This is a genomic window from Geodermatophilus sp. DSM 45219 (assembly GCF_900104025.1).
In the GTDB taxonomy this organism is placed as follows: Bacteria; Actinomycetota; Actinomycetes; order Mycobacteriales; family Geodermatophilaceae; genus Geodermatophilus.
In genome coordinates this window covers 489,892-513,727 of record NZ_FNIQ01000002.1, presented here as the reverse complement: position 1 = coordinate 513,727, position 23,836 = coordinate 489,892, and the positions used below count along the sequence as shown (strand labels likewise).

The following is a 23,836-nucleotide window of genomic DNA, read 5'->3' as shown; positions in this document are numbered from 1 at the left end:
GAGGACTGCCCCGTGGCTGTTCGACCGGTTCCATTCGTGATCGAAGGTGCGCTCCACAGCGATGAGGTGTTCCGTGGGGCGCTGTCCGCTTCCACCCAGGAGGCCCAGGGTGTTTGTTTGCCTGGGCACCTCAAGGTCACAGCGACCTCGACGCCCAGCGGTCAAGTGCAGGTTGCCCCGGGTGCGGCGCTGATCAAGAACCGCCAGCAGCCGGGGGAGTCCTACTACGGCTCAACTGACAACCAGCCGACGCTGGTGAGCGTAGATCCCATGCTCTCGGGAACCCGCTACGACCTCATCGTTATGAGGATCATTGACCCGAACTTCGCCCCGTGGCAGCCCTCCGGTACACCTGGTGCACCGAACACCAGCACCACCGTGGGTCCGTACTGCCAGATCGTCGCTATCAAGGGTGTTGACGCCAATACCACCAGCGCGGATTTCCTCGGCTACTCGGCCGTGGCGCTGGCCAGGGTGAAGATGACCAACACCTCTAACGTCACCGAGATCGCCGATCTGCGGGAACTGGCACAGCCTCGGACGTGGACGCGAACCTTGGGGGGCTCTCCTGCTCCGGGTGAGGTCACCTACCCTCCGGGTTCCATGGACAGCGGCGACCCAGCCAATATGGTAACCCTCTCCAATATCACTCCCCAGGTCCGAATCCCGAAGTGGGCGACCCACGCTGACATCGTTGGTGAGGTTGTCGGTTTCCGTACCATCGGCTCGGCATGTAACGGCGCGGTGACGGTCCGGCTTGGCCCACAGTCCGGTGGCATCTACGGGCCGCACGTCGCTTACGACTTCCCCGACCAGGTCGCCGGGGAACTCAACCACGGCATCCTCAAGGTCACCCACGCCGCAGCTCCCATCCCTACCAACCTTCGTGGCACCGACCAGACGCTGACTATGCGCGCTCGGGTGGATGTGGGCAGCTTGCTGATCCACCAGTACTCGCTGGTCACCTTCCAGGTGTCGTTCTATGAGCTGGTTGCGTAACCGGTGGTTAGCGATTGGCGCTTCTTGGCCGCCCGCATCGAGGGCGACGGCCAGCAAGGCGCGTGGCTCGACATGGACCTTCCGCTTCAGAATGTCCAGGTCACCGATGTGCTGACCGGCCCTCCGCTGCTGACGGGCACCATCGATCCCGCCTTCAAGCGACTCAAGGGACCGGACAATCGACCACTACTCGACTATGGCGCCACGGTTATCTACGCCGAGGCCGACGGGCAGATCCGGGGCACCGGTATCTACCGAAACGGTGTGTGGGACGGGCCGAAGTGGCGGTTGGATTGCGCCGGGTTCACGGCCTATCCGACCGGCATGGGCTACGAACGAGAGGCCAGCTTCATACAGACCGACCCGTTGGACATCGTTCGGCACATCTGGGCACACATTCAAGCCGGTGGCCGGTCCAACCTCGGTCTCGTCGTGGATTCCACCACCACCACACCGGTACGGCTCGGGTGGTTCACTGCGGCTGCGGCTGCCCGTCAGTCTTCCATCGTCCAGGCCGCAGAGGCTATCCGTGACCGGCTGAACACCATCAATGTAATCAACAGTGACTGGACGTGGACTGGTGCGCCGCAGGTAGTGGTGCAGCACGCCGCCGACCTGGTTGGCCCCTATGTGCGCGGAGATGAGAACAGCAACGACGAACCGGCCAACCCGCAGAACCGGGAAACCGGCATCAAGTGGCTCGACAGCTTCATCCAGGAGCGGGTCGGTGGTGTGGCTACCGACGAAGGCCCTTTCGAGCTCAACCCGTGGACAACGGACGATCTGGGCTCGGTGATCGATAACCTGTCCCGGTCCACGCCATTCGAGTATCACGAGCGCCACCGGTGGAATCAGGGCAGGACGGCGGTTGAGCACGAACTGGTGTTCGGCTATCCGCGTCTGGGTGTCCGCAGGGAGAACCTGAGATTCATCATCGGTGAGAACGTCCTGAACCAGCCGTCGATCACCGCTGGCGAAGAGTACGCCAACCACGTCCGCTTCCTAGGGGCCGGCGAGGGGCGGGACATGGTCCGCAAGGAAGTGCGGATCGATGACGGCCGATTGCGCCGCATGGTCACGGTCGAGGACAAGTCGGTGCGCTCACCGCGTCAGGCTGAGGATCTCGCTCGGGCCGAACTGATCCGTCGCCAGTCTGGTATTCGGTCAATGAACGTCGTCGTCCGGGACACGCCAATGACCCCCCTCGGTTCCTGGAACGTCGGTGACGAGATCCGACTACAGGGTGATGTGGACTGGATGCCCATTGACTTGTGGTTTCGGGTCATTTCTGTGACCATTAGTCCTGATAGTCCCGAACTGATCGGGCTGTCGTTGTTGCGCTCCGATCTCGCCTGACAGCGAGGCCACTGAGCCGTCCTAACAATCCGATAGGACGAGAACCCACGTAGCCATTCAGCTGTGTGGAGACCCGGCTAGCCAAGGCCGAGACCCAGAAGGTACTCATGTCCACGAATCCGTTGCAGCCAAACATCGACGTACAGAAGATCGCAGGCCGAATCGCCCGCCTGGAGCGGCAGCAGAAGGCCAACCGAACTCCACAGCTAGGAAACAGTTCCCTCGACAACGCGGCGCTCAATGTGCGCGACGCTGCGGGTCAGCTCACCGCCATTGTCGGGGTCCAGTACGACGGCACCTCGGGCGCAGTTTCTGTGTCTGGCCCTACCCCACCGACGCCGAGCGGAGTGACCCTGGAAGACGCCATCGGTGGCGTGCTGCTCAGGTGGGACGGCACTTTCGAGGGCGGTCTATCGGTGGTTGCTCCCCAGGACTGGTCGCGGGCGGAAGTACACGCCTCCCCGGACATCAACATGGCCGCGATGGACGCTTCGGCCCTGGTGTCCACCATCGAGTCCCCACGCGGCGGCAGTGTGTTCATCCCCTCCCCGCCTGGTGTCGCCATGTACGCCCGGCTGGTGGCCCGTAGCCAGTCGGGTAAGCGGTCGGGTGCCTCTGTCGTCGCCGGACCGGCTGAGGCCGCTGAGGTCGGCAACGGCACGAAGATTCATCAGGGCGCAACGGAACCGGAGAACCCGGCCATCGGTGATCTCTGGTACGCCACGGTCGGTACGTCGAATGGGCAGCCCACCTACGAGGCCCGGCGCTACTTCGGCCCGGCAGACGGTGGCTGGAAGCCGTTACGGGACCAGGCTGCGGTGCAGGCCCTCGCTGAGGTCGTAGAGGCGGGCAACAAGGCTACGCAGGCCGGTGTCGATGCGCTGGCCGCCAAGGCGCTGGCTGAGCAGGCCCAGGATGGACTGACTTCGGTGCAGACCGAGGTGCTGCTGGCCGAGGTGGCTGCCTCGTCGGCCCAGCAGGTAGCCCAGCAGGCACAGAACCAGGCCGCTGACGCCATCGCCGACGCCGCCGATGCCAAGGCCACTGCTGACGGCAAGGTGACGACGTATTTCACCACCTGGGCCGGGCGACCGGTGGCTCCGGCGATGAAGGCCACCGATGACGGGGATCTGCTTTTCGCCTCCGACCAGGGCAACAAGCTCTACCGGTGGAACGGCTCAACGCTGGCGTGGGTGGTCGCCGCTGACCAGACCGCTGCCGATGCGCTGACCGCTGCCCAGAATGCGGCGACGGCTGCCGGTAACGCTCAGACCACCGCCAACTCGAAGATCGTCACGCTGTACTCGACCACCGAGCCGTCGCACTCCAATCGCACTGAGGGTGACCTGTGGGTGGACCAGGCCAATGGGAACCGGCTCAACCGCTGGTCGGTGGCGGCCAATGACTTCGTCCCGGTCCAGCTCGGTGCCGGTGCCATCTCAGCCACTGCTCGGGACCTGGGCAGCATCAACATCTACCGGCAGGCCAGTGAGCCTGCCTCCAACGTCTCGCGCACCAACGACCTGTGGGTCCGTTCCACCGACAATCGGGTGCACGTCTATAACGGCACCACCTGGGTGGAGTCCAAGGACGAAGCCATCAACACGGTTGCCACGGATGCGGCCACCGCACAGGCCACGGCCGACCAGAAGGTCCGGGTGGATGTAGGCACGGTGTTCCCCACTGGCCGAGTGCCGGCCGACGTGGGTGACGTGTTCATCAAGACCGATGAAGGTAACGCCACCTACACCTGGGCCTACGGGGAGGCCGTCGCTGGCACCCCTTACGTTCCAGCCACCCCGGAGCAGCCTTATATCCCGCCGCGCACCAACCTGTGCCTGAACCCCTCCTTCGAGATCGATCCGGTAGGAGCTATCGCCACCAACAACAACACGCCCACGCACTGGGGTCTGCTGGAGTCAGGAGCTGGCCTCACCACCCGTACCATCGTCAACGGAACCACCGGCGTCATCGACGGAACCAAGGCGGCGAAGATCGTCAGCCCCTCGCTGGGCACGTCTTCCACCGCGCGGATCGGCTTCACCCAGACCATCACCGGTCTTGCCGTCGGTGACGTCATCCGGGCCTCGGCGCACCTGCAGGTCACGGTCACCGACGGGAACCACCCGGTCGAGATTCGCGCGGAGTTCCTGGACAGCCTGAACAGCGTGGTCGGTACGGCGGTGACCACGCAGGGCCTTGACGCTGCTGGCGACCAGTTTCTCAAGCTCACCACCGGCCGTCTCCCCGCTGGTGTTGACCGGGTGCGGGTGCAGGTGTACCGGCGCGGCAACGACACTGGCGCAGTCCTCAGCAACGCCGACCTGTACGTGGATTCGGTGCTAATCGAGAAGAACGTCCCCGCCAGCGCGCCGGACACGTTCATCCTCAGCAGCGACCCCGGACAGCCGTACGCCCCGGCGCAGCCGGAGCAGCCTGCGACTCCCTCGCTGCCGGAGGGCTGGCGTTGGGTCAAGCGCGCTATCGGTGGTGGAGCCATCCAGCCCAAGAGCCTGGTGGCCCGCGATGTGATCGCCACCGGCACCGTCTCGGCGGCGCTGTTTGAGGCGCTGATGGTGCTCACAACTACGGTGATTGCCGGAAACCCGCATGGGGATCATGCTCGACTTACTCCGCAGGGGTTCTTCGCCTACACAGCGGACGAGATCGATGGTATTCCCAACGTGGCCATTCGGCTGGGAACCGGCACCGATGACTACCTGGGGATCACCAACCAATACGGCCAGTTGGTGACGACGCTGGACGAGACCGGGGCTGTGAACGCCCGCACCGCCAACTTCCAGGAAGACATCACCATCTCTGGCCGCAGCATCGAGCAGCGCATCAACGAAGTCGGCGGCGGGCGCATCGTCGGCCGGTACCGCGGGACCCTCGGGGCGAACCTGGAGCCCATCCGGCCGGAGATCGGCATCGTGGAGGCAAACGCCTACCTCAGCAACACGAGGTTCTATGACATCAAGTGGCGCCTGAGCTGGCGGACCAACCAGATGCCCTCGGACGTCACCTTCCGGATTCGGTCCACGGTCGGAATAGACAGCAACACCGCTGATGCGCCGACGATCAACTCCTACGCCGAAGAGGCGTGGACGAAGGCGCAGACCTCGCCGAACTACCAGCACACCGACGAGGGCTCGGTCCGCATCAGCCCGGCGTTCAACGGACGGCACCGGTTTCTGCTCACCATGGCGGTCGGCGACCCGAACGGTACCGGCACTACTACGGGTTCGGTCATGGGGGCACGACAGATCGACCTCTCAATTGTCGACGCCGGGCCACGGGGCCTTTCCGACGGAGGTCTCATCTCGCGCGGTGGCGGTATTCTGTACGGAGGCACCGCAACCCCGGCCGCTCCTCCGCCGGTGCAGAACCACTTCGTGGAACTGGCACCCGCCGGTTGGAAGTCGTGGAACGCGAACAACACCCTGCGTGGCTCCACCGACCAGGGTCGCAACGGCATCAACGGACCCATCCAGGGCATCGCGCCGGGAACCAGCGGATCGCAGAAGGGCCACTGGTGGTTCGCCATTCCTGCCATCACCGGGACCATTACCCGCATGGAATTCTATGTCTGGGCGGATCACTGGTACCTCAACTCTGGTGGTACCGGCGTCTTCAACGTCGCCTGGTTTGGTCAGGGTGGCCCAAACTACCCCAAGCACAAGGGCGATCATCTCATCAACGGCATCCCGAAACCGGGTGGAACCAACTGGGTGCTGCCCAGCGACTGGTGGGAGCACTACACCACCCATCCGCCGGGCGGTCTGAAGGCAGACGGCATCACCGTCGGCCCGACCGGTAACTACGCACACGAGTACGGCCGGTATAACGGTGACTCGGCGCGGCTTAAAATTTGGTTTACTCAATGATCTTGGTCGGCAGGCGAGCGGCAGTTCTATCGGACCCCTGTAGTATGATTTCGGTTGTGACAACCTCATCCGTTGAATGCGCTTTCCGAGGCTGCGACAGAACTCCCCGTACGCAGGGTTACTGCGGCAGCCACTATGCCCAGTGGCGCCGGGCCGGTGAGACCTGGGAGCTTGGCGCTCGGGTTCGTTCACACGCTTCCGACTCCGAATGTACTTTTGACCCGTGTGACCGTCCTCAATACATCCGAGGGCTGTGTACCGCTCATGACGCCCAAATGCGTCGAACCGGCGAGACCTGGGAGGTTGGGACTCAGCGGAAACGGCGCCAGGCTTCCCGTTCGAACCGGCTGTGCTCCTTTGACGGCTGCGAACGTCCGCATTCCGCCAGGGGTTACTGCAAGAGCCACGTTAGGCAGCTCCGAGCCGACGGCGAGGTCTGGGAGGTCGGAACCCGACGTGGCCACAAGCGATTGCGTGATCTGACGGACGTTGAGCGGAGACGCCGCAAGAGCGACTACATGCGAGCCTGGTACTACGGGCTCACCGTCGACGAGCTGTATGAGTTCTTCGCCAAGCACAACTACCGGTGTGGGATCTGTGGCGCCCCAGGGGACCCGGCGAAACGTGGCGGTGGGTTCGTGGTCGACCATGATCACGCCTGCTGCCCCTCGCCGACGGCGACCATCTCGGAGCGTCGTCAAACCGGGTACGTCACCAAGCCCACTCCTACATGTGGCAGGTGTAATCGCGGTCTCTTGTGCGTTGCCTGCAACGCCGGGATTGGCCAGTTCCGTGATGACCCTGAAAATCTAATCGCAGCCCTGGCCTACCTGGGCGTGAAGGTCGAGAGGATCGACTAATGACCGAGCCCACTTCCGTTTCAATTACCGTCGAAGTGCCGGCCGATCTGGCGCCACGGGTCTATGCCGCCATTCGGTCTGTCTACGGGGCGCTCACCGCAGAGATTCCCGACGACAACGAAGCGGCCGAAGCAGTGGTGGCGTACTGGCTACAGGACACCTTGGCCACTGGTGAGTCGCGTGCGGCCGGTCTGCCGGTGATCGATGAGGTTGCCGCTGTGGAGGAGAAGTTCCGCAAGGCGGCAGACCGGGCTCGAGAAAAGGCCATGCGGGACGCCGAGGCCATCTCCCGCAAGGCAAACAAAGCTGCCGAGAAGAAGGTGCCGAAATGACCTACACCGTCCGCACCCAGACGAACCCGACCAACGATCAGATCGTTGACGATGTCGAGTTCCAGGCGCTCGCTGCCGCCGGTCAGATCATCTCGGCCATCTACTCGGGGACGCCAAGCAACCCGTACTTCCGATTCCCTCGGGACAAGGTTGACTTCACGGATCTGCGGGCCCAGAACCTGGAGATCACCGGACAACTGACCGGTGTCACGGTGGCTGTTCCGGACGCCTCGCCGACGGTCAAGGGCGCTGTCCAGCTCACCAACCACCTCGGCGGGACGGCTACTGCCCCCACCGTCCCCGGACTGGCCAGCAAGGTCGATTCGACTGACGCACGGCTGAGTGACGCCCGGACACCGACTGCGCACACGCACCCGGCTACCGAGATCTCCGACGCCTCAACGGTCGGACGCTCGGTCGTCACAGCCGCGACCGCTGCCGCTGCCCGTACCGCGATCGGGGCCGGGACGTCCAACCTCGCCATCGGAACGACCGCGACCACCGCGAAGGCCGGTAACTACGCCCCGACGAAGGCCGACGTCGGCTTGGGCAATGTCGACAACACGGCGGACTCCGCGAAGCCGGTCTCTACGGCAACACAGACGGCGCTGGACGCGAAGGCACCGCTGGCTAGCCCGACCTTTACCGGCACTGTCTCTGGTGTCACCAAAGCGCACGTCGGCCTCGGGAACGTGGACAACACCTCGGATGCGAGCAAGCCGGTATCCACCGCCCAGCAGACGGCGCTCAATGGCAAGGCTGCTGCGGTGACCACCGGCGCTGGTCTCTGGATTGGTACGCAGGCGCAGTACGACGCCATCGGGACGAAGTCCGCCACGACGTTGTACGTGATCACGGCCTGACCGATGCCGAACCTTTCGACGCTGACCGACGACTTCAACGACAACGCCACCGACACGACGCTGTGGCCGGGCAACTACGGGACAACCTCCGAGGTCGGTGGCCGGGCCCGCGTATCGGTCCCCGCCACCGGATCGGCGTCTTACAGCGGCTACGAGTCGCAGCGCATCTACACCTTCGACGAAACCGGCTGGTATCGCGTCTATCCGCAGGCCAAGAACGGTGCCACGTCCACGTGCTACACCGCGATTACGGTCAGCTCGACAGGGCAGGCCGCCGGTACAGACGTGTCGATGTATGTGGACATGATCCCGGCGACGCCAGTAATTCGAATGATGCTCCGGGTCGGTTACTGGGAGAGCGCGCACACCACCGTCAACTACTCCGCCACGACACACGCATGGTGGCGCGTCCGGCGAAGCGGCTCCAACCTCATCTTCGAGACTGCGCCGGACAATGCCGGCCAGCCAGGCACCGCGACGGCTCGGCGAACGGTGGCCGCCCCTGCGTGGGTGACGGCGAATCCGGCCGACTGCCGAATTCTCCTGGAGGCGGCGCGTGACACCGGGACGGCGAGCTTCTCGGAGTTTGATCGTGTCACGGTCGCCGCACCAGCCCCGACGTCCCGTATCCGCGTAGGTGCAGCCACTCCCACGGCGATTCGTGTGGGCTCCACGGCCGTTCTGCGGGCCTATCAGGGCTCCACGCTCGTCTGGGGCACCGCGCCCTGACCTGTCGCCCACTCGTGTTCACGATGGGACTAATCAGGGAATTCCGTTCTGGGCGGCTATCGGCTGATTCCTGGACGAACAATAGAGCGTACCTACATCTATCGGCTATTGCCAGTCCCCGGCTAAACTGAATGTAACGTCCCCACGGACAATCGTCTGTCGGGGAAGCAACCCAATCACCGACGGAAGGACCCCTCCCATGCCAGTCTCCACGTTCGTTTATGGTCTCGGCCTTCGGCAGCTCGTCAGCGGCGGGATCAACTTCCCCGGTGACACCATCAAGGCCGCCCTGCTCACCTCCGCCTACACGCCGAACCAGGACACGCATGAGTTCTTCTCGGCTGTCTCGGCGGCTCAGGTCACCGGCACCGGCTACACCGCTGGCGGCGTCACCCTCACCAGCAAGACCAACAACTACGACGCGGCCACCAACACGGTCACCCTGGATGCGGCTGACCCGGCGTGGGCCAACTCCACGATTACCGCCCACTATCTGGTCTTCTACAAGGACACCGGGACGGCCGGCACATCTCCGCTGCTGGCCCTGGTGGACTTCGGCGCGGACGTGTCGAGCACCGGTGCGGCGTTCACCTACCAGCTTCCGGCAACCGGTCTGGCCCAGCTCACCGCTGCCTGATCGACCGGCTAACGAGGTGGCAGGCCATCTCAGGCTACAGATTGGAGTTTGAGGTGGCGCTCTACCTCTACGGCGATGTGGTCTTCACGTCCACGACCCGCCGGAACAACATGGTCACGCAGTGGACCAAGTCGGCGTCTCGCGGTGGTTTCGAGAATGTTCAGCTCGACCGCTACGGACCCGGCTTGGTGACCTACACCTACACGCATGTGGGTACCGGCCACCCTACGCTGGTGGACGGCAACAACTACCCGGCGTTCCACTTCTGCGTCTCACACACAGATCCGGCGATTATCGACGCGGCGCAGACCGAGATGTCGAACGCGCTGCGAACCAACGCCGTAGCCTGGGGGTTCTTCGGCTTCCTGGATGACGGACCCAGCTACAACCTGGCCCGCCGGCTTCCCGATCCTCCGGCGAAGTAACCACTCAACGACGCTAGGAGGGCGAGCATGGCGCTGTTCATACTGGGGACCGGACTGGTCTCCACAAGTGCCACATCGGTCACTCCAGCGATGCCTTCGGGTGCCACGGCTCCGGCGGTAGGCGACCAAGTCTTCATTTTCGCTGTCAGCAAGCCGCTCGGTGTCACGCCGACGATTACGAACAACGCCAGCAACTGGACCACAGTCGTCTCACAGAACGTCGGATTCGGTACCACTTCGGCGGCCAGTTCAGGCCAGGTTCGTGTCACGGTCCTCACCAAGAAGTGGGAAACGGGCACCACGGCTCCCACACTGTCGGTGTCTGGCACGGTCTCCACCATCGGAGCGGTGGCCCAGGTGTGGCGGCCGGACACTGGCCAGGAAGTGGCGTGGCAGCGCACTGCTGCCTCCGACGCCACCGGCAGCAGCACGGCCTTCAACGCCACCGGTTTCGACACGCTCGTCTGGACCACCGGTGAGCACGCGCTGACCGTCATGGGCCTGACTACCAACACGTCGTTCAACACCGGAGCCAACCTGGTGGTGGAGTCCGGCGGTGCGCAGTGGACCATGACCGAGCGCGTCGATTCCCAGGTGGTCGGCAATGGCAACGCCACACTTGCCGTCCACACCTCTCAGCAGACGCCGACCGGGGCCACTACTGCGCCGACGTTCAACGCGGTCACCACCGTCGCCACCACCGGCGGTGGGTTCGTCTTCCGGCTATTCCAGCAGCCTGCGGTCGTCACCACACCGGCCACGGTCACGGGTACCACCGCTGCGGTCACGGCCTCGGCACAGCCCGGCGTGGTGTTCATCCCGCAACCGGCGACGGTCCTGGGCACCACGGCCACCGGATCTACCACGGCGCAGGCCGGTGTCATCACCGCTGGCGCGACGGTTGCCGGTACTCGGGCGCTCGTCACCGGCTCTGCGATCCCGGGCACGCTCATCGTTCCGGCCACCGTGGCAGGTTCTCGAGCACTGGCTTCCGCCTCTGGTCAGGCTGGCACGGCCGCCGGTGCCGTCCTCATCGCAGGGACGCCGGCCTCGGTCACCGTGACCCCTCAGCCGGGTACAACCAGCGTCGAGTCCTCCGCAGTTGTCGTCGGTGTCACCGCTACCGCCACCGTCTCGGCCAGCCCCGGTCAGGCGAGTGGTGACGCCTCCGCCAGTGGCTCCACAGCGAGAGCAACGGCGCAGACACAGCCGGGCACCCTGGTCGTCTCCGCGACGGTCCTGGGGGCAACGGCGGGCTCCACGGCCACCTCTGAGGCCGGTGCCCCGACGGGTGAGGTGCTCATCGGTGGCGAGTCGGCGTCAGCAGCGGTACTGGCGGAAGCGGGCAACGCCCAGGCCGAGGTCACGCTGCTGGGGGAGCCGAGCCTGGTCACCGTCAGCGCCCTGCCTGGGGTCAATCCCAGTGGCTACCGAGACATCACTGTGCAGTGGTACTCGGCCCGGACCCGAGAGCTGTTCGTCTCCGCACGTACCCGTTCCTTCACCGCCACCGCGCGGACCAGAAAACTGGAGTTCCCATGACCACAATCGAATTCAGCAGGGTGACCAAGAAGTATGTCGAGGTTCCGGTGAGCGTCATGCTCGCGGACGGGAACCCCACTGACGTGGACGGCGTGGACGTTGCGCTGCTGGCTCCTCGTACCACGGTGCTGTCCGGCTCGTCCTGGATGCCCGCACAGCGGACCGGTGACTATCAGGTCGTAGGGCCTGATGGCGTCTCGGTCAGCGCCCACGAGACGTTCATCGAGGCGATGGCGGACTGGGAGGCGCGCTCTACGGAGTACCGGATCATCACAGTGTGGCGAGTCCTCGTGGCCGGTCCCGACGCCGACCCGAACAGTGCCGTCGTGCTACCCGCCGACGGTGCGGATCTGTGGGCGCGGGTGGCCGATGCACCCGAGGTCGATGTGGCGAAAGCGGCCTCATTCACTGTTCGCTGACCAATACGCAGAAGAGCCCGCCACCTGGCCTGAATCGGCTGGATGGCGGGCTCATTCTTGTTTGTGGCCTAGGGAATCACCCCAACCCCCTGCTAAAAACGCGGCAGAGAGGCGTACAGCCGTTTTGCCTGCTCAGACTGCGGTTGACTTGTCGCCCTTCGTGAGCCGAGGCCGACAGACACGGATAGCTACAGCGACAACAAAGGCGACAACACCGACCAGGCCCAGAATGACGCCGAGGACATTCCCCTCCGGACCGTAGGCGGCGAACACTCCTCCGAAGACCCAGAAGACCAGCCCGAGAACGATCATTGGTGTGGCACCGGGACGAGCTTTCATGTGAGTCTCCTGTGAATCGGCTGAGTTAAAGGCGACAGGTGTGGCGACGGCGACGCATGTGCTGGCGGGCTGCTCGGTAGGAGATTCCCTCGGCTCGGGCGTGGATGCGGACCAGGACCGGATTGGTCAGCCCATTAAACACCATCAGCAGCAGACGCAACACCCAGCAGCCGACGACGACGAACGCCAGAACGGTGACAATGACCTCCATCATCGCTGACCACCGGGGTGGGAGAACCAGACGCGGACACCGTTGGAGTTGGGCGAGAGGCGCTTGAACCAGCGACTGGGAACACCGGCAGGCTCATCCTTCTCGGCCGGCTGACTGTCCTCGATCATCTGGTCGTACCCAGCAATGATCTCGTCGCAACGCTGAATGTCGGCACCGGCCCTGTTGATGTACTCATCGACCCACCGGGACAGACGGCCCAACCGGTCGTACAGGTCGGCCAGTTCGTCACGGACCTGATCGATCCGGTCGTCGGTGTCGGTAGGGGCCTGGTCGGTTCTCGGGGTAGGGATGGTGGCGGTCATGGTGTGCTCCTCTGGGATGAGGTGGTGCCCTAGGATGAGGTGGAACGGTGTGGCTCAGATGACCCCGAGAACCACGTCGGGGTACTGCTGGATCTCCGCTACGTCGAACCTGGCATCGGCCTTCTGTCCCGCCATTCTTCGTCGGTCCTCGCCTCGGCGGTGCTTGTCGCTGATGCGAAATGCGCGGGTGGTGAGCCGAGAATCCATGATGGCCAGGTGGGCGAGAATGTCTCCGACCCGATCCATGAAGTTGTCGAGGTCTCGGAACTTGCTGGCGTAGTCGGCGCTCATCAGGCGGCCTCGGCGTCGGGGCCGGCAGCCTCGGCGGCCTTGCGAGCCCTGGCGGCGGCGATGCCTGCCTTGGTGCGCTCGGAGATCAGGCGGCGGGTCTCCTCGGTGTGGGTGGTGCCGAGCTTGGACGCGGAGATACGGGCACACCATTCAGCGTTCCGAGGAGGCCGCTTCCGTCCCTTCTGTGCCTCGCTGCGCTTCTTGAGCGACTCGGCCGAGGGGATGACGCCAGCGGTTCCGGAGCCACCGTCGGCGACATTCGCAATCGGGACGTGCATCGCCCGGTACTCGGCGATGATGAAGCACTCAACGGCATCGGCTTCGGTGCGGCTCAGAGCGGTGTAGACCGGAAGTGCCTGAACAGTCTTCCCCGCCTCCTTCATTCGCCGCATCCACTCATGAACCGGATAAGGCGATCCCTTTCGGGCCTCGTTTCGGTGTGCATTGAGGCGCTTGGTCACCGTCATAACCGTTCGGCCGACGTAAGACGGAACGCTGATTCCATCCACGTACAGGACGTAAACGGTGTAGGGACGAAGCTCGGCGGTGGCGGTGTTGGTGTTGGCCATTGTCTCTGTCCATTCTGGGTGATGGATTTCGTTGCTGCTGGGAATACCATAGCACACGATGATTCAACTGTGCCAAGCCGCCTCGGTGAACTTCCTCCAGGAGCGACGCCGCAACCTGTTGGATCACGGTGCTCCATACTGGTAAGCTAGACCGTAGTCAACTCAACCACCCCACGAAGGACACACCCACCATGACCAGCAAGAAGCCCGACATGCCCGACACGAAGTACCTGATCGCCAAGAAAGACGCCGCCAAGCGCATCGGTGTGACCCCTGTGACCCTCGACCGGGCCGTCAATGCAGGGAAGCTTCACAGGTACAAGGCAGACAACGGGTACAACACGCTCTTCGACATCCGAGAGATCGACGCACTGCCCGTAATGCGACCCGCCACCGGTCCCGTGCGGAAGGGCAGGAACTGATGGAGGCCACCGAGAACATCGAGCACCTATCCGGCGCCGAACTACCGGAATACACGGTCTACCTGTACCGAAACCAGGCGGACAGGGTGATCTACGTAGGCACCAGTCGACACTTGAAGCAGCGATTAGATCAACACCGATGGCTTAAGCCCTGGTGGCGAGAAGAGCTGACTCTGGAGACCGAAACCGTTCGAGGGAGAGCCACCGCGCTGTACCGGGGAATGGGCCTGATCAAGCAGCACAGGCCGATCTACAACCGCAGCCACAACAATGACGACCCGATGCCAACCTTTGAGGAGTTCTTCGAGCGCGCAATCACCGAGACCCACTACTTTGGCAAGCTAAGAAAGCGGCCGATATCTTCGATTGCGCATGGTATCTAACCAGCAACGCAAAGAGACCCTGGTAGCCGCCGCCGGCCACCAGGGTCCCTTTCTTGCGTCCCAGCTAGAACGCAATTCCTGCCACCATCACCAACCGAGGAGCACTCGGCACCGACCATCCTACCCGGCGGAGCGTGACTGTGTGGCGGCCATCGGCAGGGGAGCTGCACCCCTGGCGTCTCGGCCGTGGACCAGGCAGGATGAGTCCTGTGCCCGTAACAGACCTCAAGGCCTTCCTGCGCGGCGAGACCCCCGCCATCGAGGGCCGTGGGCTGTGCGGCATCACCCAGACCCCGCCGCGCAAGCCGATGGTCGCCGCCGTCGAGGGCTGGGCGCTGGCCGGCGGCATCGAGCTGGTGCTCGCCTGCGACCTCGTGGTGGCCGCCGAGACCGCCCGCTTCGGGGTGCCCGAGGTCACGCGCGCGCTGGTCGCCGCCGGCGGTGGCGCCCTGCTGCTGCCGCGGCGGGTACCGGCCAACGTCGCGATGGAGATGCTGCTGACCGGCGACCCGATCGACGCACGGCGCGCCGCCGACGTCGGGCTGGTCAACCGGCTCACACCCGAGGGCGGGGCACTCGACGGGGCGCTGGAGCTGGCCGCCCGGGTCGCCGCGAACGGGCCGCTCGCCCTGGCCGTGACCAAGGCGGTGGCCCGCGGCAGCGCCGACTGGACCACCGCGGAGGGCTGGGCGCGGCAGGCCGAGCTGGTCGCGCCGGTGTTCGCCGGCGAGGACGCGCGGGAGGGCGCGGCCGCCTTCGCCGAGAAGCGCCCCCCGGTCTGGCGCGGCCGCTGAGGCACCCGGCCGCACGGCCCCGACGGTCGCGGCCTGCGCAACCGCCCGCTGCGGGACCCTGGCGTGTCCGTGCCGCACACGATCCGCCAGGATGGGGTGCGTACAGGGGGAGGGAGGGCCACCGTGGGCAAGCACCGGGCACCTGACGCGGACCCCACCGACTTCGACGCAGGCACCAGCGCGCTCGTCGACGTCACCGGGGACTACGAGGTCGACGCCGCTCACACGCGCATCGGGATCCGCGCCCGGCACGCCATGGTGACCACCGTGCGCGGGTCGTTCACCGACTTCTCCGGGACGGCGCGCCTCGACGTGGCCGACCCGGCGGCCAGCTGGGTGACGCTGCGGATCCGGACGGCGAGCATCGACACCGGCACCGCCGACCGTGACGCCCACCTGCGCTCGGCGGACTTCCTCGACGCCGAGACGTACCCGGAGATCCTGTTCGTCTCCACCGACGTCGAGCAGGTCGACGCGGAGACCTACGCGGTCACCGGCGACCTGACCATCCGGGACGCCACGCGTCCGGTGTCGGTGGACTTCACGTTGACCGGCTCGGCGAAGGACCCGTTCGGCAACACCCGGGTCGGCTTCGAGGGCGCGCTCGCCATCAAGCGCAGCGACTGGGGCCTGACCTGGAACACCCCGCTCGACACCGGCGGCGTGCTGGTCAGCGACCGCATCCAGATCGAGTTCGACGTCTCCGCGGTCCGCGTCTCCTGAGGGAGGGGCCAGCCGTGGACCGCGATCCGCCTGCCCAGGGGCAGACCGTCGTCCCGTTCCGCACCGCCGTGCGGGCCTGGTTCCTCATCTCGCTGCAGACCTTCGGCGGCCCGGCCGGGCAGATCGCCGTCATGCAGCGCACGCTCGTCGACGAGCGGCGGTGGATCGGCCAGCGCCGGTTCCTGCACGCGATGAACTACTGCATGCTGCTGCCCGGCCCCGAGGCGCAGCAGCTGGCCACCTACGTCGGGTGGCTGCTGCACGGCACCCGCGGCGGGCTGGTCGCCGGCGGCCTGTTCGTGCTCCCCGGGGTCCTCGCGCTGCTGGTGCTCTCGGCGGTCTACGTGGCGTTCGGCGACACCACCGCCGTCCTCGCGGTCTTCGCCGGCCTCGCCCCGGCGGTGCTGGCGATCGTCGCGCAGGCGGTGCAGCGGGTCGCGAGGCGGGCGCTGGGCAGCGGCGCGCTGGTCGCCATCGCGGTCGCGGCGTTCCTCGCGCTGGCGCTGTTCGGCGTCCCGTTCCCGGTGGTCGTGGCCCTGGCCGGGGTGGCCGGGTGGGCGCTCGGCCGGTGGCGGCGGGCGGCGCTGCCGCAGGAGGCCGCCGCCGGGGCGGGGGACGACGGGCCGCCGCCGGTGGTCAGCGACGACGTCCTGCACACCGAGGCGCCGACGACCAGGCGCACGCTGCGGGTGCTGGCCGCCGGGCTGCTGGTGTGGGGCGTGCCGGTGGCCGCGGTGGCGCTGCTGACCGGGCTGGGCAGCGTCTTCACGCAGCAGGGGCTGTTCTTCTCCGGCGCGGCGGTGGTGACCTTCGGCGGCGCCTACGCGGTGCTGGCCTACGTGGCCCAGCAGGCGGTGGAGACGTACGGCTGGCTGGGCCCGCGGGAGATGGTGCGCGGGCTGGCGCTGGCCGAGACCACCCCCGGGCCGCTGATCATGGTCGTGCAGTTCGTCGCGTTCCTCGGCGCGTACCGCGACCCGGGGGCGCTCGACCCGTGGGCCGCCGCCGTCCTGGCCTCGCTGCTGGTCACCTGGGTGACCTTCGTGCCGAGCTTCCTGTTCGTGCTGCTCGGGGCGCCCTACATGGAACGGCTGCGCGGCAACCGGTCGCTGTCGGCGGCGCTCACCGGGATCACCGCGGCAGTGGTCGGGGTGATCGCGAACCTGGGCGTCTACTTCGCCGTCCACACGCTGTTCTCCCGGACCCTCGACGTCGACCGGGGGCCGCTGCACCTCGAGCTGCCCGACCTCGGCACCCTCCGGCCGGTCCCGCTGGCCATCGCGGCGGTCGCCGCCGTCCTGCTGTTCCGGCTGCGCTGGTCGGTGCTGCGCACCCTCGGCGTCTGCGCGCTGCTCGGCCTGGCCGCGGGGCTCGCCGGGTTGCCCGTCGGCTGAGCGATGAGTCCGGCGGCGGCCGGCGGTCGGACGGGCATGACCACGACTCCCCGTCCGTCGCGCACCGGCCCGCTGGACACCGCGTTCACCGCTCCGCTGCAGCGCAGCACCGCCGCCCCCGGCGGCTGGACCTACGTGCAGATGCCCGGCTCGGCGGAGTTCTTCGGCACCCGCGGCCTGGTCAAGGTGCGCGGCACCATCGACGGCCACCCCTTCCGCAGCTCCTTCATGGCCCTGGGCGACGGCACGCACAAGCTGCCGGTGGCCGCCGACGTGCGCCGGGCCATCGGCAAGGAGGCCGGCGACGACGTGACCGTGCACCTGGAGGAGCGCCTCGGCTGAGGCCGGCCGCCCCCGGCGTACCCTCCCTCCGTCAACGGCGGTTGCAGACGACGGGGAGGCGGGGGACGACGTGAGGGATGCGACGGTGCCCTCGGCGGTCGTCCCCCGGCCGCAGGCGGCGAGCGGCCGGCCGCCCGCGCTCGCGGTCTTCGACGGCGACTGGACGCTGGTCGCGGTCGACCAGGCGACCGCCGACCTGCTGGGCCGCCGGCGCGAGGAACTGACCGGCCGCAACATCTGGATCGCGCTGCCCGAGTTCGCCGGCACCATCTTCCACAGCTTCCTGCTGCACGCCCGGAGCCTGGGCGAGCGGGTGACCTGGCGGGGCTTCTACCCGCCCGCGGGGTGCTGGCTCGACGCGACCGCGGAGCGGGTGGACGACCAGCTGCACGTCTCGTTGCGGCGCAGCGTCGGCCCGGTGCCCGACGGCGCGGCCGACCCGGCGGCGGAGGCGGCCGAGTACGACCGGATGCGCTTCCTCGCCGAGGTCAGCGAGGCCATGACCAGCACCCTGGACCCGGCCGAGTCGGTGGCCACGCTGGTCGACCTCGTCGTCCCCCGGTTGTGCGACTGGGCCCTGGTGACCGTGCTGGGCGACGACGGCGCCCCCGCCGACGAGGGACGGGCGCACCGCGACCCGACCCGGCTGGGCGACCTGGACCTCTACCTCAGCCGGAGGGTCCGGGCGGCGAACGAGGACAACCCGATGGCGACCGCGCTGCTCACCGGCGAGCCGATCCACCTGCCGGTGATCGACCCGGCCCTGGTCGAGCCCGCGTTGGGCGACGACGAGGAGGTGCGGGCCGCGTGGGAGCGGCTGGACTCCACCTCGATCACCGTCGTCCCGCTGCGTGCGCGGGCGGAGACTTTCGGCGTCCTCGCGCTGGTGAACACCTCGGCCCGGCCGCCGCACGGGGAGATGGAGATCGCCACCGCCGTCGAGGTGGCCCGCCGGGCCTCGCTGGCCATCGACAACGCCCGGCTGTACGGCCGGCAGCTGGCCGTCGCCGAGACGCTCCAGCGCAGCCTGCTCACCCCGCCGCCGCAGCCCGACGACCTGGAGATCGCGGTCCGCTACCTGCCGGCGTCGAGCACGCTGCACGTCGGCGGGGACTGGTACGACGCCTTCCAGCAGCCCGACGGCGCGACGCTGCTGGTCATCGGGGACGTCGTCGGCCACAACGTCGACGCCGCCGCGGCGATGGGGCAGGTGCGCAGCATCCTGCGCGGCATCGCCTACGACCGGCAGGAGGAGCCGGCGCGGGTGCTCACCCGGGTCGACGCGGCGCTCACCGGCCTGCGCATCGGCACCCTGGCGACCGCGCTCATCGCCCGCCTGGAGCAGCCGCCGGAGCTGGCCGGCACCGGGCGGCGGGTGCTGCGGTGGTCCTCGGCCGGGCACCTGGCGCCGCTGCTGCTGCACGGCGACGGCCGGGTGGAGACGCTGGAGGCGGCGCCGCAGACGCTGCTGGGCGCGGAGTCGACCCGCCCGCGCACCGACGCGGTGGCCGAGGTGTCCGCCGGCGACACGCTGCTGTTCTACACCGACGGGCTCGTCGAGCAGGGCCGCACCGGCATCGACGAGGGCACCGACCGGCTGGTCGCCGCGGTGCGCGAGCTGGGCCCGGTCCCGGTGGACCGGCTGTGCGACGCGCTGATCGAGCGGATCGTCGGGCGCCGGCCGGAGGACGACGTCGCGATCGTCGCCGTCCGCTGCCACCCCCAGGACGGCGGACCCGCACAGGCCTCCTGACCCGGGCGTGCGGCATGCTCTGCGCGCCGCACCCCGAGCCCGTGGAGGACCCGCCGATGTCGACCCTGTCCGCGTTCGCCGCCGCGCTGGCCGGCGGGAGCATCGAGGTCGTCGACCTCACCGCCCCCCTGTCGGCGCAGACCCCGGTCATCGCGCTCCCGCCGCAGTTCGCGCAGACCGCGCGCTTCGAGCTGGAGGAGCTCAGCCGGTACGACGACCGCGGGCCCGCCTGGTACTGGAACAACTTCCGCACCGGCGAGCACACCGGCACGCACTTCGACGCCCCCAACCACTGGGTGACCGGCGCCGACGGGGACGACGTCGCCTCGGTGCCGGCGGCCCGGCTGGTGGCCCCGGCCGTCGTGCTGGACTTCTCCGCCGAGGCCGCCGCCGATCCGGACTTCCTGCTCGAGGTCGAGCACGTCCGGGCCTGGGAGGGTGAGCACGGGTTGCTGCCCGAGGGCGGCTGGCTGCTGTACCGCACCGGCTGGGACGCCCGCGGCGAGTCGCAGCAGGACTTCCTCAACGCCGACGAGACCGGCCCGCACACGCCGGGCATCTCCCCGGAGTGCGCCCGCTGGCTGGCCGAGGAGGCCCCGGTGGTGGGCCTGGGCGTGGAGACCGTCGGCACCGACGCCGGCGCCGCGCACTCCTTCGACCCGCCGTTCCCCTGCCACGCGGCGCTCATGGGCAGCGGCAAGTACGGGCTCACCCAGCTGCAGAACCTGGCGCAGCTGCCGCCGACGGGGGTGCTGCTGGTGGCCGCGCCGCTGCCGATCGTCTCCGGGTCGGGTTCCCCGGCGCGGGTGCTGGCCCTGGTCGAGCGGGGGTGACCGGTCGGAGCACCACCGTCGCCGAGGCGGTCGGCGCGGCCCTGGTGGGCTGCGGCGTCGACACCGCCTTCGGCGTCGTCGGGTCGGGCAACTTCGTCGTCACCAACGCGATGGTCGCCGCCGGGGCCCGCTTCGTCGCCGCCCGGCACGAGGGCGGTGCCGCGACGATGGCCGACGCGCACGCGCGGATGACCGGCCGGCCCACCGTGCTGACCCTGCACCAGGGCTGCGGGCTCACCAACGCGCTGACCGGCGTCACCGAGGCGGCCAAGAGCCGCACGCCGCTGGTCGTGCTGGCCGCCGAGGCGAGCTCGCCGCTGTCGAACTTCGCCGTCGACCAGGCCGCGCTGGCCGCCGCGGTGGGCGCGGTCCCGATGCGGGTCACCTCGGCCGCCGGGGCGCTGGAGCAGGTGGCGACCGCCGTGGGCACCGCCGTCCACGGTCGGCGCACCGTGCTGCTCAACCTGCCGCTGGACGTGCAGGCGCAGCAGCTGCCCGTGCCCTCCGCGCCGCCGGAGCTGCCCGCCCCCGGGCCACCCGGGGCGGGGGACGTCGACCGGCTGGTGGCCGCGCTGCGGTCGGCCCGGCGCCCGGTGTTCGTGGCCGGCCGCGGAGCCCGGGGACCCGGGGCGCGGGGAGCACTGGAGGCGCTGGCCGGGCGGTGCGGCGCGCTGCTGGCCACCTCCGCGGTGGCGCGGGGCCTGTTCGCCGGCAGCCCGTGGTCGCTGGGCGTCTCCGGCGGCTTCGCCTCCCCGCTGGCCGCCGAGCTGATCGGCGGTGCCGACCTGGTGGTGGGCTGGGGCTGCGCGCTCAACATGTGGACGATGCGGCACGGCCGGCTGGTCGCCGAGGGCGCGGTGGTCGCCCAGGTCGACGACGACCCGGCCGCGATCGGCGCGCACCGCGAGGTCGCCGTGGGGGTGGTCGGCGACGTGCGGGCGACGGCGGAGGCCGTGGCGGCCGCGCTGGGGGAGGAGGCCGCCCCCGGCTACCGGACCGGCGAGGTGCGGACGGCGATCGCCGAGCGGGTGCGCTGGCGCGACGTGCCGTTCACCGCGGCGGCCGTCCCGGGCCGGATCGACCCGCGCACGCTGACGATCGGGCTGGACGACCTGCTGCCGGCCGAGCGCGTGGTCGCCGTCGACTCGGGCAACTTCATGGGCTGGCCGAGCGCGTTCCTCGACGTCCCGGACGAGCAGGGCTCCTGCTTCACCCAGGCCTTCCAGTCGGTCGGGCTGGGGCTGGCCACCGCGATCGGCGCGGCGCTGGCCCGCCCGGACCGGTTGACGGTCGCCGCGCTCGGGGACGGCGGCGCGCTGATGGGCGCCGCGGAGCTGGAGACCGTCGTCCGGCTCGGCCTGCCCATGGTGGTCGTGGTCTACGACGACGCGGCCTACGGCGCCGAGGTGCACCACTTCGGCCCGGACGGCCACCCGCTGGACACCGTCCGCTTCCCGGAGACCGACTTCGCCGCGATCGCCCGCGGCCACGGCTTCGCGGCGGTCACCGTGCGGGCGCCCGGCGACCTGGCCGGGGTGGCCGCGTGGGTCGGCGGTCCGCGGGACGCGCCGCTGCTGGTGGACGCGAAGGTGGCGTCCGAGGAGCCGTCGTGGTGGCTGGCGGAGGCGTTCCGCGGCCACTGACGAGGACCTCCCTGCCCCCCGCCACTCGCGAGCTCGCGGCGGGACCCTGCAGGGAGGCCGCCCGCGCGGTGCTCACGGCATCGGTTGCCCAGCGTGCGGGCGGCAGTGCGCCGGGTGACGATGGCTTCCGGCACCGGGAGGTCCGGGCCGGACGAGGAGGCAGCCGTGATCGGACGACCGACGGCCGGAGGCGGTCCGGGACGGGGCCGCCCCGGCGTGCCCGTGCCGGCCCCGACGACCGGCCGCTCCGTGGTGGTGTTCGCCGACCCCGAGGCGGACGCCGCGGCCACGCTGCGCCGGCTCGCGGGGGTCACCGAGGTCGCCGACTCGCGCGACGTCGAGGGCCCGGACGCCGACGCGAGGGCGCTGCGGCAGGCGGACGCCGTCGTCTTCCCCGGGCTCGGCCTCGCGGTGGCCGGCGTCGACCCGCAGCAGCTCGCCGGCGACCCGTCGGTGCTCGCCGTGACCCCCGAGCTGGTGCACCACGTGCTGCCGGAGGTCCCCGAGGGCTACCTCGCCGGGTACCGGGACGGCGTCGCCGACCTCACCGCGCGGCTGCTGGAGGCCGGCGAGGCCCCCTCGCCCGGCGCACCCGTGTTCGCGGACACCCCGGAGCACACCTGGGGCCTGCTGGCCACCGAGGCCGTGTCCTCGCCGCGCACCGGGCGGGGGATTCGGGTCGCCGTGCTCGACACCGGTGTCGACCTCGCCCACCCCGACCTCGCCGGACGGGCGCTCACCGCGACCTCCTTCGTCGCGGGCCAGTCCGCGCAGGACGGGCACGGGCACGGCACGCACTGCGTGGGCACGGCCTGCGGACCGCGCACCCTGCCGGGCGCCCGCGGCTACGGCGTCGCACCGGAGACCGAGGTCTTCGTCGGCAAGGTGCTCAGCGACGAGGGCTCGGGCACCGACGCGGAGATCCTCGCCGGCATCGCCTGGGCGGTGCGCAACCAGTGCCAGGTCATCTCGATGTCACTGGGCGCCGACACCCCGGAGCCCAGTCCCGCCTACACGGCCGCCGGTCGCCGCGCGCTCGACCAGGGGTCGCTCATCGTCGCGGCGGCGGGCAACAACGCCGACCGCGGCTCGGGCGAGGTCGGCTTCGTGGGCGCGCCGGCGAACAGCCCCGACGTCCTCGCGGTCGGTGCGCTGGACGCCCACCTCGCGGTCGCCTGGTTCTCCGCCCGCAGCACCGCCGTCCCGGGCGGGCAGGTCGACCTGGCCGCGCCCGGGGTCGACGTCTACTCGTCCTGGCCGATGCCGACGCGCTACGACACGATCAGCGGGACCAGCATGGCCACGCCGCACGTCGCCGGCCTGGCCGCGCTGTGGGCCGAGGAGACCGGCCTGCGGGGGCGGGACCTGTGGTGGGCGCTGGACCGGGCCGCCCGGCGACTGGACCTCCCGTCGGTCGACGTCGGCTCGGGGCTGCCGCTCGCGCCGCGGTGACGACGCGCCCCGCCCCGCGCGGTGCGGGGCTACCGTGCGCGGGTGACCGCCGTGATCGTCACCGTCGACGACGCCCACCTGGGCCGGGTGGGGGAGGTGGCGGCGTCGCTGCGCGAGCTCGGCCTGCTGGTGGAGCAGGTGCTCCACGAGGTGGGCGTGATCACCGGGCAGCTGCCTCCCGGGCGGCCGCTGTCGGTCCTGCGGGTCGACGGCGTGGCCTCGGTGGAGGAGGCCCGTCGCGTGCAGCTCCCCCCTCCGGATGCGCCGGTCCAGTGATCGCTTGTCGCGGCGGCGGCGGCCGGTCAGAGTGGTCGG

General features: G+C 68.8%; 26 protein-coding genes. 23 read left to right on the top strand and 3 right to left on the bottom strand.

Annotated elements, in window-relative coordinates; genetic code table 11:
* Positions 1-12 precede the first annotated feature (12 nt).
* The 12 genes from BLR12_RS07440 to BLR12_RS23985 all read left to right on the top strand — a co-directional run bounded on the left by BLR12_RS07440 (position 13) and on the right by BLR12_RS23985 (position 12,608).
* The gene (locus BLR12_RS07440) at positions 13-999 is read left to right on the top strand and encodes a hypothetical protein (RefSeq protein WP_143018731.1); all 987 of its coding nucleotides are present in this window, start codon (positions 13-15) and stop codon (positions 997-999) included.
* A gap of 24 nt (positions 1,000-1,023) precedes the next feature.
* Positions 1,024-2,355 carry a hypothetical protein gene (locus BLR12_RS07435; protein ID WP_143018730.1) on the top strand — a complete coding sequence of 444 codons (1,332 nt, stop codon included), beginning with the start codon at positions 1,024-1,026 and terminating at the stop codon, positions 2,353-2,355.
* 107 nt (positions 2,356-2,462) lie between these two features.
* Positions 2,463-6,242, top strand: coding sequence for a hypothetical protein (locus BLR12_RS07430; RefSeq protein WP_143018729.1), 3,780 nt, complete (start codon positions 2,463-2,465; stop codon positions 6,240-6,242).
* On the top strand, positions 6,239-7,102 hold the full coding sequence (locus BLR12_RS25625; protein WP_091375618.1) for an endonuclease domain-containing protein: 864 nt from the start codon (positions 6,239-6,241) through the stop codon (positions 7,100-7,102). Before BLR12_RS07430 ends, BLR12_RS25625 begins: the two co-directional genes overlap by 4 nt.
* Entirely contained in the window at positions 7,102-7,434 is a 333-nt protein-coding gene (locus tag BLR12_RS07420; RefSeq protein WP_091375615.1) for a hypothetical protein, read from the top strand. The genes BLR12_RS25625 and BLR12_RS07420 overlap by 1 nt, the downstream gene beginning before the upstream one ends.
* Positions 7,431-8,297: a phage upper tail fiber protein gene (locus tag BLR12_RS07415; RefSeq protein ID WP_091375612.1), complete on the top strand. Its 867-nt coding sequence runs from the start codon at positions 7,431-7,433 to the stop codon at positions 8,295-8,297. Before BLR12_RS07420 ends, BLR12_RS07415 begins: the two co-directional genes overlap by 4 nt.
* Before the next feature lie 3 nt (positions 8,298-8,300).
* Positions 8,301-9,026, top strand: a complete 726-nt coding sequence (locus tag BLR12_RS07410; protein ID WP_091375609.1) for a hypothetical protein — start codon at positions 8,301-8,303, stop codon at positions 9,024-9,026.
* Positions 9,027-9,225: 199 nt separating this feature from the next.
* Positions 9,226-9,663: a hypothetical protein gene (locus tag BLR12_RS07405; RefSeq protein WP_091375606.1), complete on the top strand. Its 438-nt coding sequence runs from the start codon at positions 9,226-9,228 to the stop codon at positions 9,661-9,663.
* A 53-nt stretch (positions 9,664-9,716) separates the two neighbouring features.
* Positions 9,717-10,088: a hypothetical protein gene (locus BLR12_RS07400; RefSeq protein WP_091375602.1), complete on the top strand. Its 372-nt coding sequence runs from the start codon at positions 9,717-9,719 to the stop codon at positions 10,086-10,088.
* A gap of 27 nt (positions 10,089-10,115) precedes the next feature.
* On the top strand, positions 10,116-11,630 hold the full coding sequence (locus BLR12_RS07395) for a hypothetical protein (RefSeq protein ID WP_143018728.1): 1,515 nt from the start codon (positions 10,116-10,118) through the stop codon (positions 11,628-11,630).
* Positions 11,627-12,049: a hypothetical protein gene (locus BLR12_RS07390; RefSeq protein ID WP_091375595.1), complete on the top strand. Its 423-nt coding sequence runs from the start codon at positions 11,627-11,629 to the stop codon at positions 12,047-12,049. Before BLR12_RS07395 ends, BLR12_RS07390 begins: the two co-directional genes overlap by 4 nt.
* A gap of 379 nt (positions 12,050-12,428) precedes the next feature.
* A complete protein-coding gene (locus BLR12_RS23985; RefSeq protein ID WP_143018727.1) occupies positions 12,429-12,608 on the top strand; it encodes a hypothetical protein in 180 nt (59 codons plus the stop codon).
* On the opposite strand, the gene BLR12_RS07375 is transcribed toward BLR12_RS23985, so the two are convergent.
* The 3 genes from BLR12_RS07375 to BLR12_RS07365 are packed head-to-tail and all read right to left on the bottom strand — an operon-like array spanning position 12,599 to position 13,782.
* Complete coding sequence (locus BLR12_RS07375; RefSeq protein ID WP_091375587.1) at positions 12,599-12,922, bottom strand: hypothetical protein; 324 nt, start codon at positions 12,920-12,922, stop codon at positions 12,599-12,601. The genes BLR12_RS23985 and BLR12_RS07375 overlap by 10 nt on opposite strands.
* Positions 12,923-12,976: 54 nt before the next feature.
* Positions 12,977-13,213 carry a hypothetical protein gene (locus BLR12_RS07370; RefSeq protein ID WP_091375584.1) on the bottom strand — a complete coding sequence of 79 codons (237 nt, stop codon included), beginning with the start codon at positions 13,211-13,213 and terminating at the stop codon, positions 12,977-12,979.
* Positions 13,213-13,782 (bottom strand): GIY-YIG nuclease family protein, encoded by a 570-nt coding sequence (locus tag BLR12_RS07365; protein WP_091375581.1) that lies wholly within the window; start codon positions 13,780-13,782, stop codon positions 13,213-13,215. The genes BLR12_RS07370 and BLR12_RS07365 overlap by 1 nt, the downstream gene beginning before the upstream one ends.
* A 191-nt stretch (positions 13,783-13,973) precedes the next feature.
* Between BLR12_RS07365 and BLR12_RS23980 the strand changes: the two genes are divergently transcribed.
* From BLR12_RS23980 to BLR12_RS07315, 11 genes are all read left to right on the top strand, one after another.
* Positions 13,974-14,204 carry a MerR family transcriptional regulator gene (locus BLR12_RS23980; protein WP_143018726.1) on the top strand — a complete coding sequence of 77 codons (231 nt, stop codon included), beginning with the start codon at positions 13,974-13,976 and terminating at the stop codon, positions 14,202-14,204.
* A complete protein-coding gene (locus BLR12_RS07360; protein WP_091375579.1) occupies positions 14,204-14,587 on the top strand; it encodes a GIY-YIG nuclease family protein in 384 nt (127 codons plus the stop codon). Before BLR12_RS23980 ends, BLR12_RS07360 begins: the two co-directional genes overlap by 1 nt.
* A gap of 209 nt (positions 14,588-14,796) precedes the next feature.
* Complete coding sequence (locus BLR12_RS07355) at positions 14,797-15,381, top strand: crotonase/enoyl-CoA hydratase family protein (RefSeq protein ID WP_255363354.1); 585 nt, start codon at positions 14,797-14,799, stop codon at positions 15,379-15,381.
* Between the two features lie 123 nt (positions 15,382-15,504).
* Complete coding sequence (locus BLR12_RS07350) at positions 15,505-16,104, top strand: YceI family protein (protein WP_091375576.1); 600 nt, start codon at positions 15,505-15,507, stop codon at positions 16,102-16,104.
* Between the two features lie 14 nt (positions 16,105-16,118).
* Positions 16,119-17,498, top strand: a complete 1,380-nt coding sequence (chrA, locus tag BLR12_RS07345) for a chromate efflux transporter (RefSeq protein ID WP_255363353.1) — start codon at positions 16,119-16,121, stop codon at positions 17,496-17,498.
* A gap of 36 nt (positions 17,499-17,534) precedes the next feature.
* Positions 17,535-17,840: a DUF1905 domain-containing protein gene (locus tag BLR12_RS07340; protein ID WP_176832398.1), complete on the top strand. Its 306-nt coding sequence runs from the start codon at positions 17,535-17,537 to the stop codon at positions 17,838-17,840.
* A 70-nt stretch (positions 17,841-17,910) separates the two neighbouring features.
* Entirely contained in the window at positions 17,911-19,593 is a 1,683-nt protein-coding gene (locus BLR12_RS07335) for a PP2C family protein-serine/threonine phosphatase (protein WP_255363352.1), read from the top strand.
* A 56-nt stretch (positions 19,594-19,649) separates the two neighbouring features.
* The gene (locus tag BLR12_RS07330) at positions 19,650-20,426 is read left to right on the top strand and encodes a cyclase family protein (protein ID WP_091376571.1); all 777 of its coding nucleotides are present in this window, start codon (positions 19,650-19,652) and stop codon (positions 20,424-20,426) included.
* Positions 20,423-22,069 carry a thiamine pyrophosphate-binding protein gene (locus tag BLR12_RS07325; protein WP_091375567.1) on the top strand — a complete coding sequence of 549 codons (1,647 nt, stop codon included), beginning with the start codon at positions 20,423-20,425 and terminating at the stop codon, positions 22,067-22,069. Before BLR12_RS07330 ends, BLR12_RS07325 begins: the two co-directional genes overlap by 4 nt.
* A 216-nt stretch (positions 22,070-22,285) precedes the next feature.
* Positions 22,286-23,521: a S8 family serine peptidase gene (locus tag BLR12_RS07320; protein ID WP_255363351.1), complete on the top strand. Its 1,236-nt coding sequence runs from the start codon at positions 22,286-22,288 to the stop codon at positions 23,519-23,521.
* 42 nt (positions 23,522-23,563) lie between these two features.
* Positions 23,564-23,797 carry a ketohydroxyglutarate aldolase gene (locus BLR12_RS07315; protein ID WP_143018725.1) on the top strand — a complete coding sequence of 78 codons (234 nt, stop codon included), beginning with the start codon at positions 23,564-23,566 and terminating at the stop codon, positions 23,795-23,797.
* Positions 23,798-23,836 lie beyond the last annotated feature (39 nt).

Bases quoted from the DNA above. Each gene is read 5' to 3' on its own strand.
- BLR12_RS07430 (WP_143018729.1), top strand. From the start codon at position 2,463: ATGTCCACGAATCCGTTGCAGCCAAACATCGACGTACAGAAGATCGCA.
- BLR12_RS25625 (WP_091375618.1), top strand. From the start codon at position 6,239: ATGATCTTGGTCGGCAGGCGAGCGGCAGTTCTATCGGACCCCTGTAGT.
- BLR12_RS07420 (WP_091375615.1), top strand. From the start codon at position 7,102: ATGACCGAGCCCACTTCCGTTTCAATTACCGTCGAAGTGCCGGCCGAT.
- BLR12_RS07415 (WP_091375612.1), top strand. From the start codon at position 7,431: ATGACCTACACCGTCCGCACCCAGACGAACCCGACCAACGATCAGATC.
- BLR12_RS07410 (WP_091375609.1), top strand. From the start codon at position 8,301: ATGCCGAACCTTTCGACGCTGACCGACGACTTCAACGACAACGCCACC.
- BLR12_RS07405 (WP_091375606.1), top strand. From the start codon at position 9,226: ATGCCAGTCTCCACGTTCGTTTATGGTCTCGGCCTTCGGCAGCTCGTC.
- BLR12_RS07395 (WP_143018728.1), top strand. From the start codon at position 10,116: ATGGCGCTGTTCATACTGGGGACCGGACTGGTCTCCACAAGTGCCACA.
- BLR12_RS07390 (WP_091375595.1), top strand. From the start codon at position 11,627: ATGACCACAATCGAATTCAGCAGGGTGACCAAGAAGTATGTCGAGGTT.
- BLR12_RS07375 (WP_091375587.1), bottom strand. From the start codon at position 12,922: ATGACCGCCACCATCCCTACCCCGAGAACCGACCAGGCCCCTACCGAC.
- BLR12_RS07370 (WP_091375584.1), bottom strand. From the start codon at position 13,213: ATGAGCGCCGACTACGCCAGCAAGTTCCGAGACCTCGACAACTTCATG.
- BLR12_RS07365 (WP_091375581.1), bottom strand. From the start codon at position 13,782: ATGGCCAACACCAACACCGCCACCGCCGAGCTTCGTCCCTACACCGTT.
- BLR12_RS23980 (WP_143018726.1), top strand. From the start codon at position 13,974: ATGACCAGCAAGAAGCCCGACATGCCCGACACGAAGTACCTGATCGCC.
- BLR12_RS07360 (WP_091375579.1), top strand. From the start codon at position 14,204: ATGGAGGCCACCGAGAACATCGAGCACCTATCCGGCGCCGAACTACCG.
- BLR12_RS07340 (WP_176832398.1), top strand. From the start codon at position 17,535: ATGACCACGACTCCCCGTCCGTCGCGCACCGGCCCGCTGGACACCGCG.
- BLR12_RS07330 (WP_091376571.1), top strand. From the start codon at position 19,650: ATGTCGACCCTGTCCGCGTTCGCCGCCGCGCTGGCCGGCGGGAGCATC.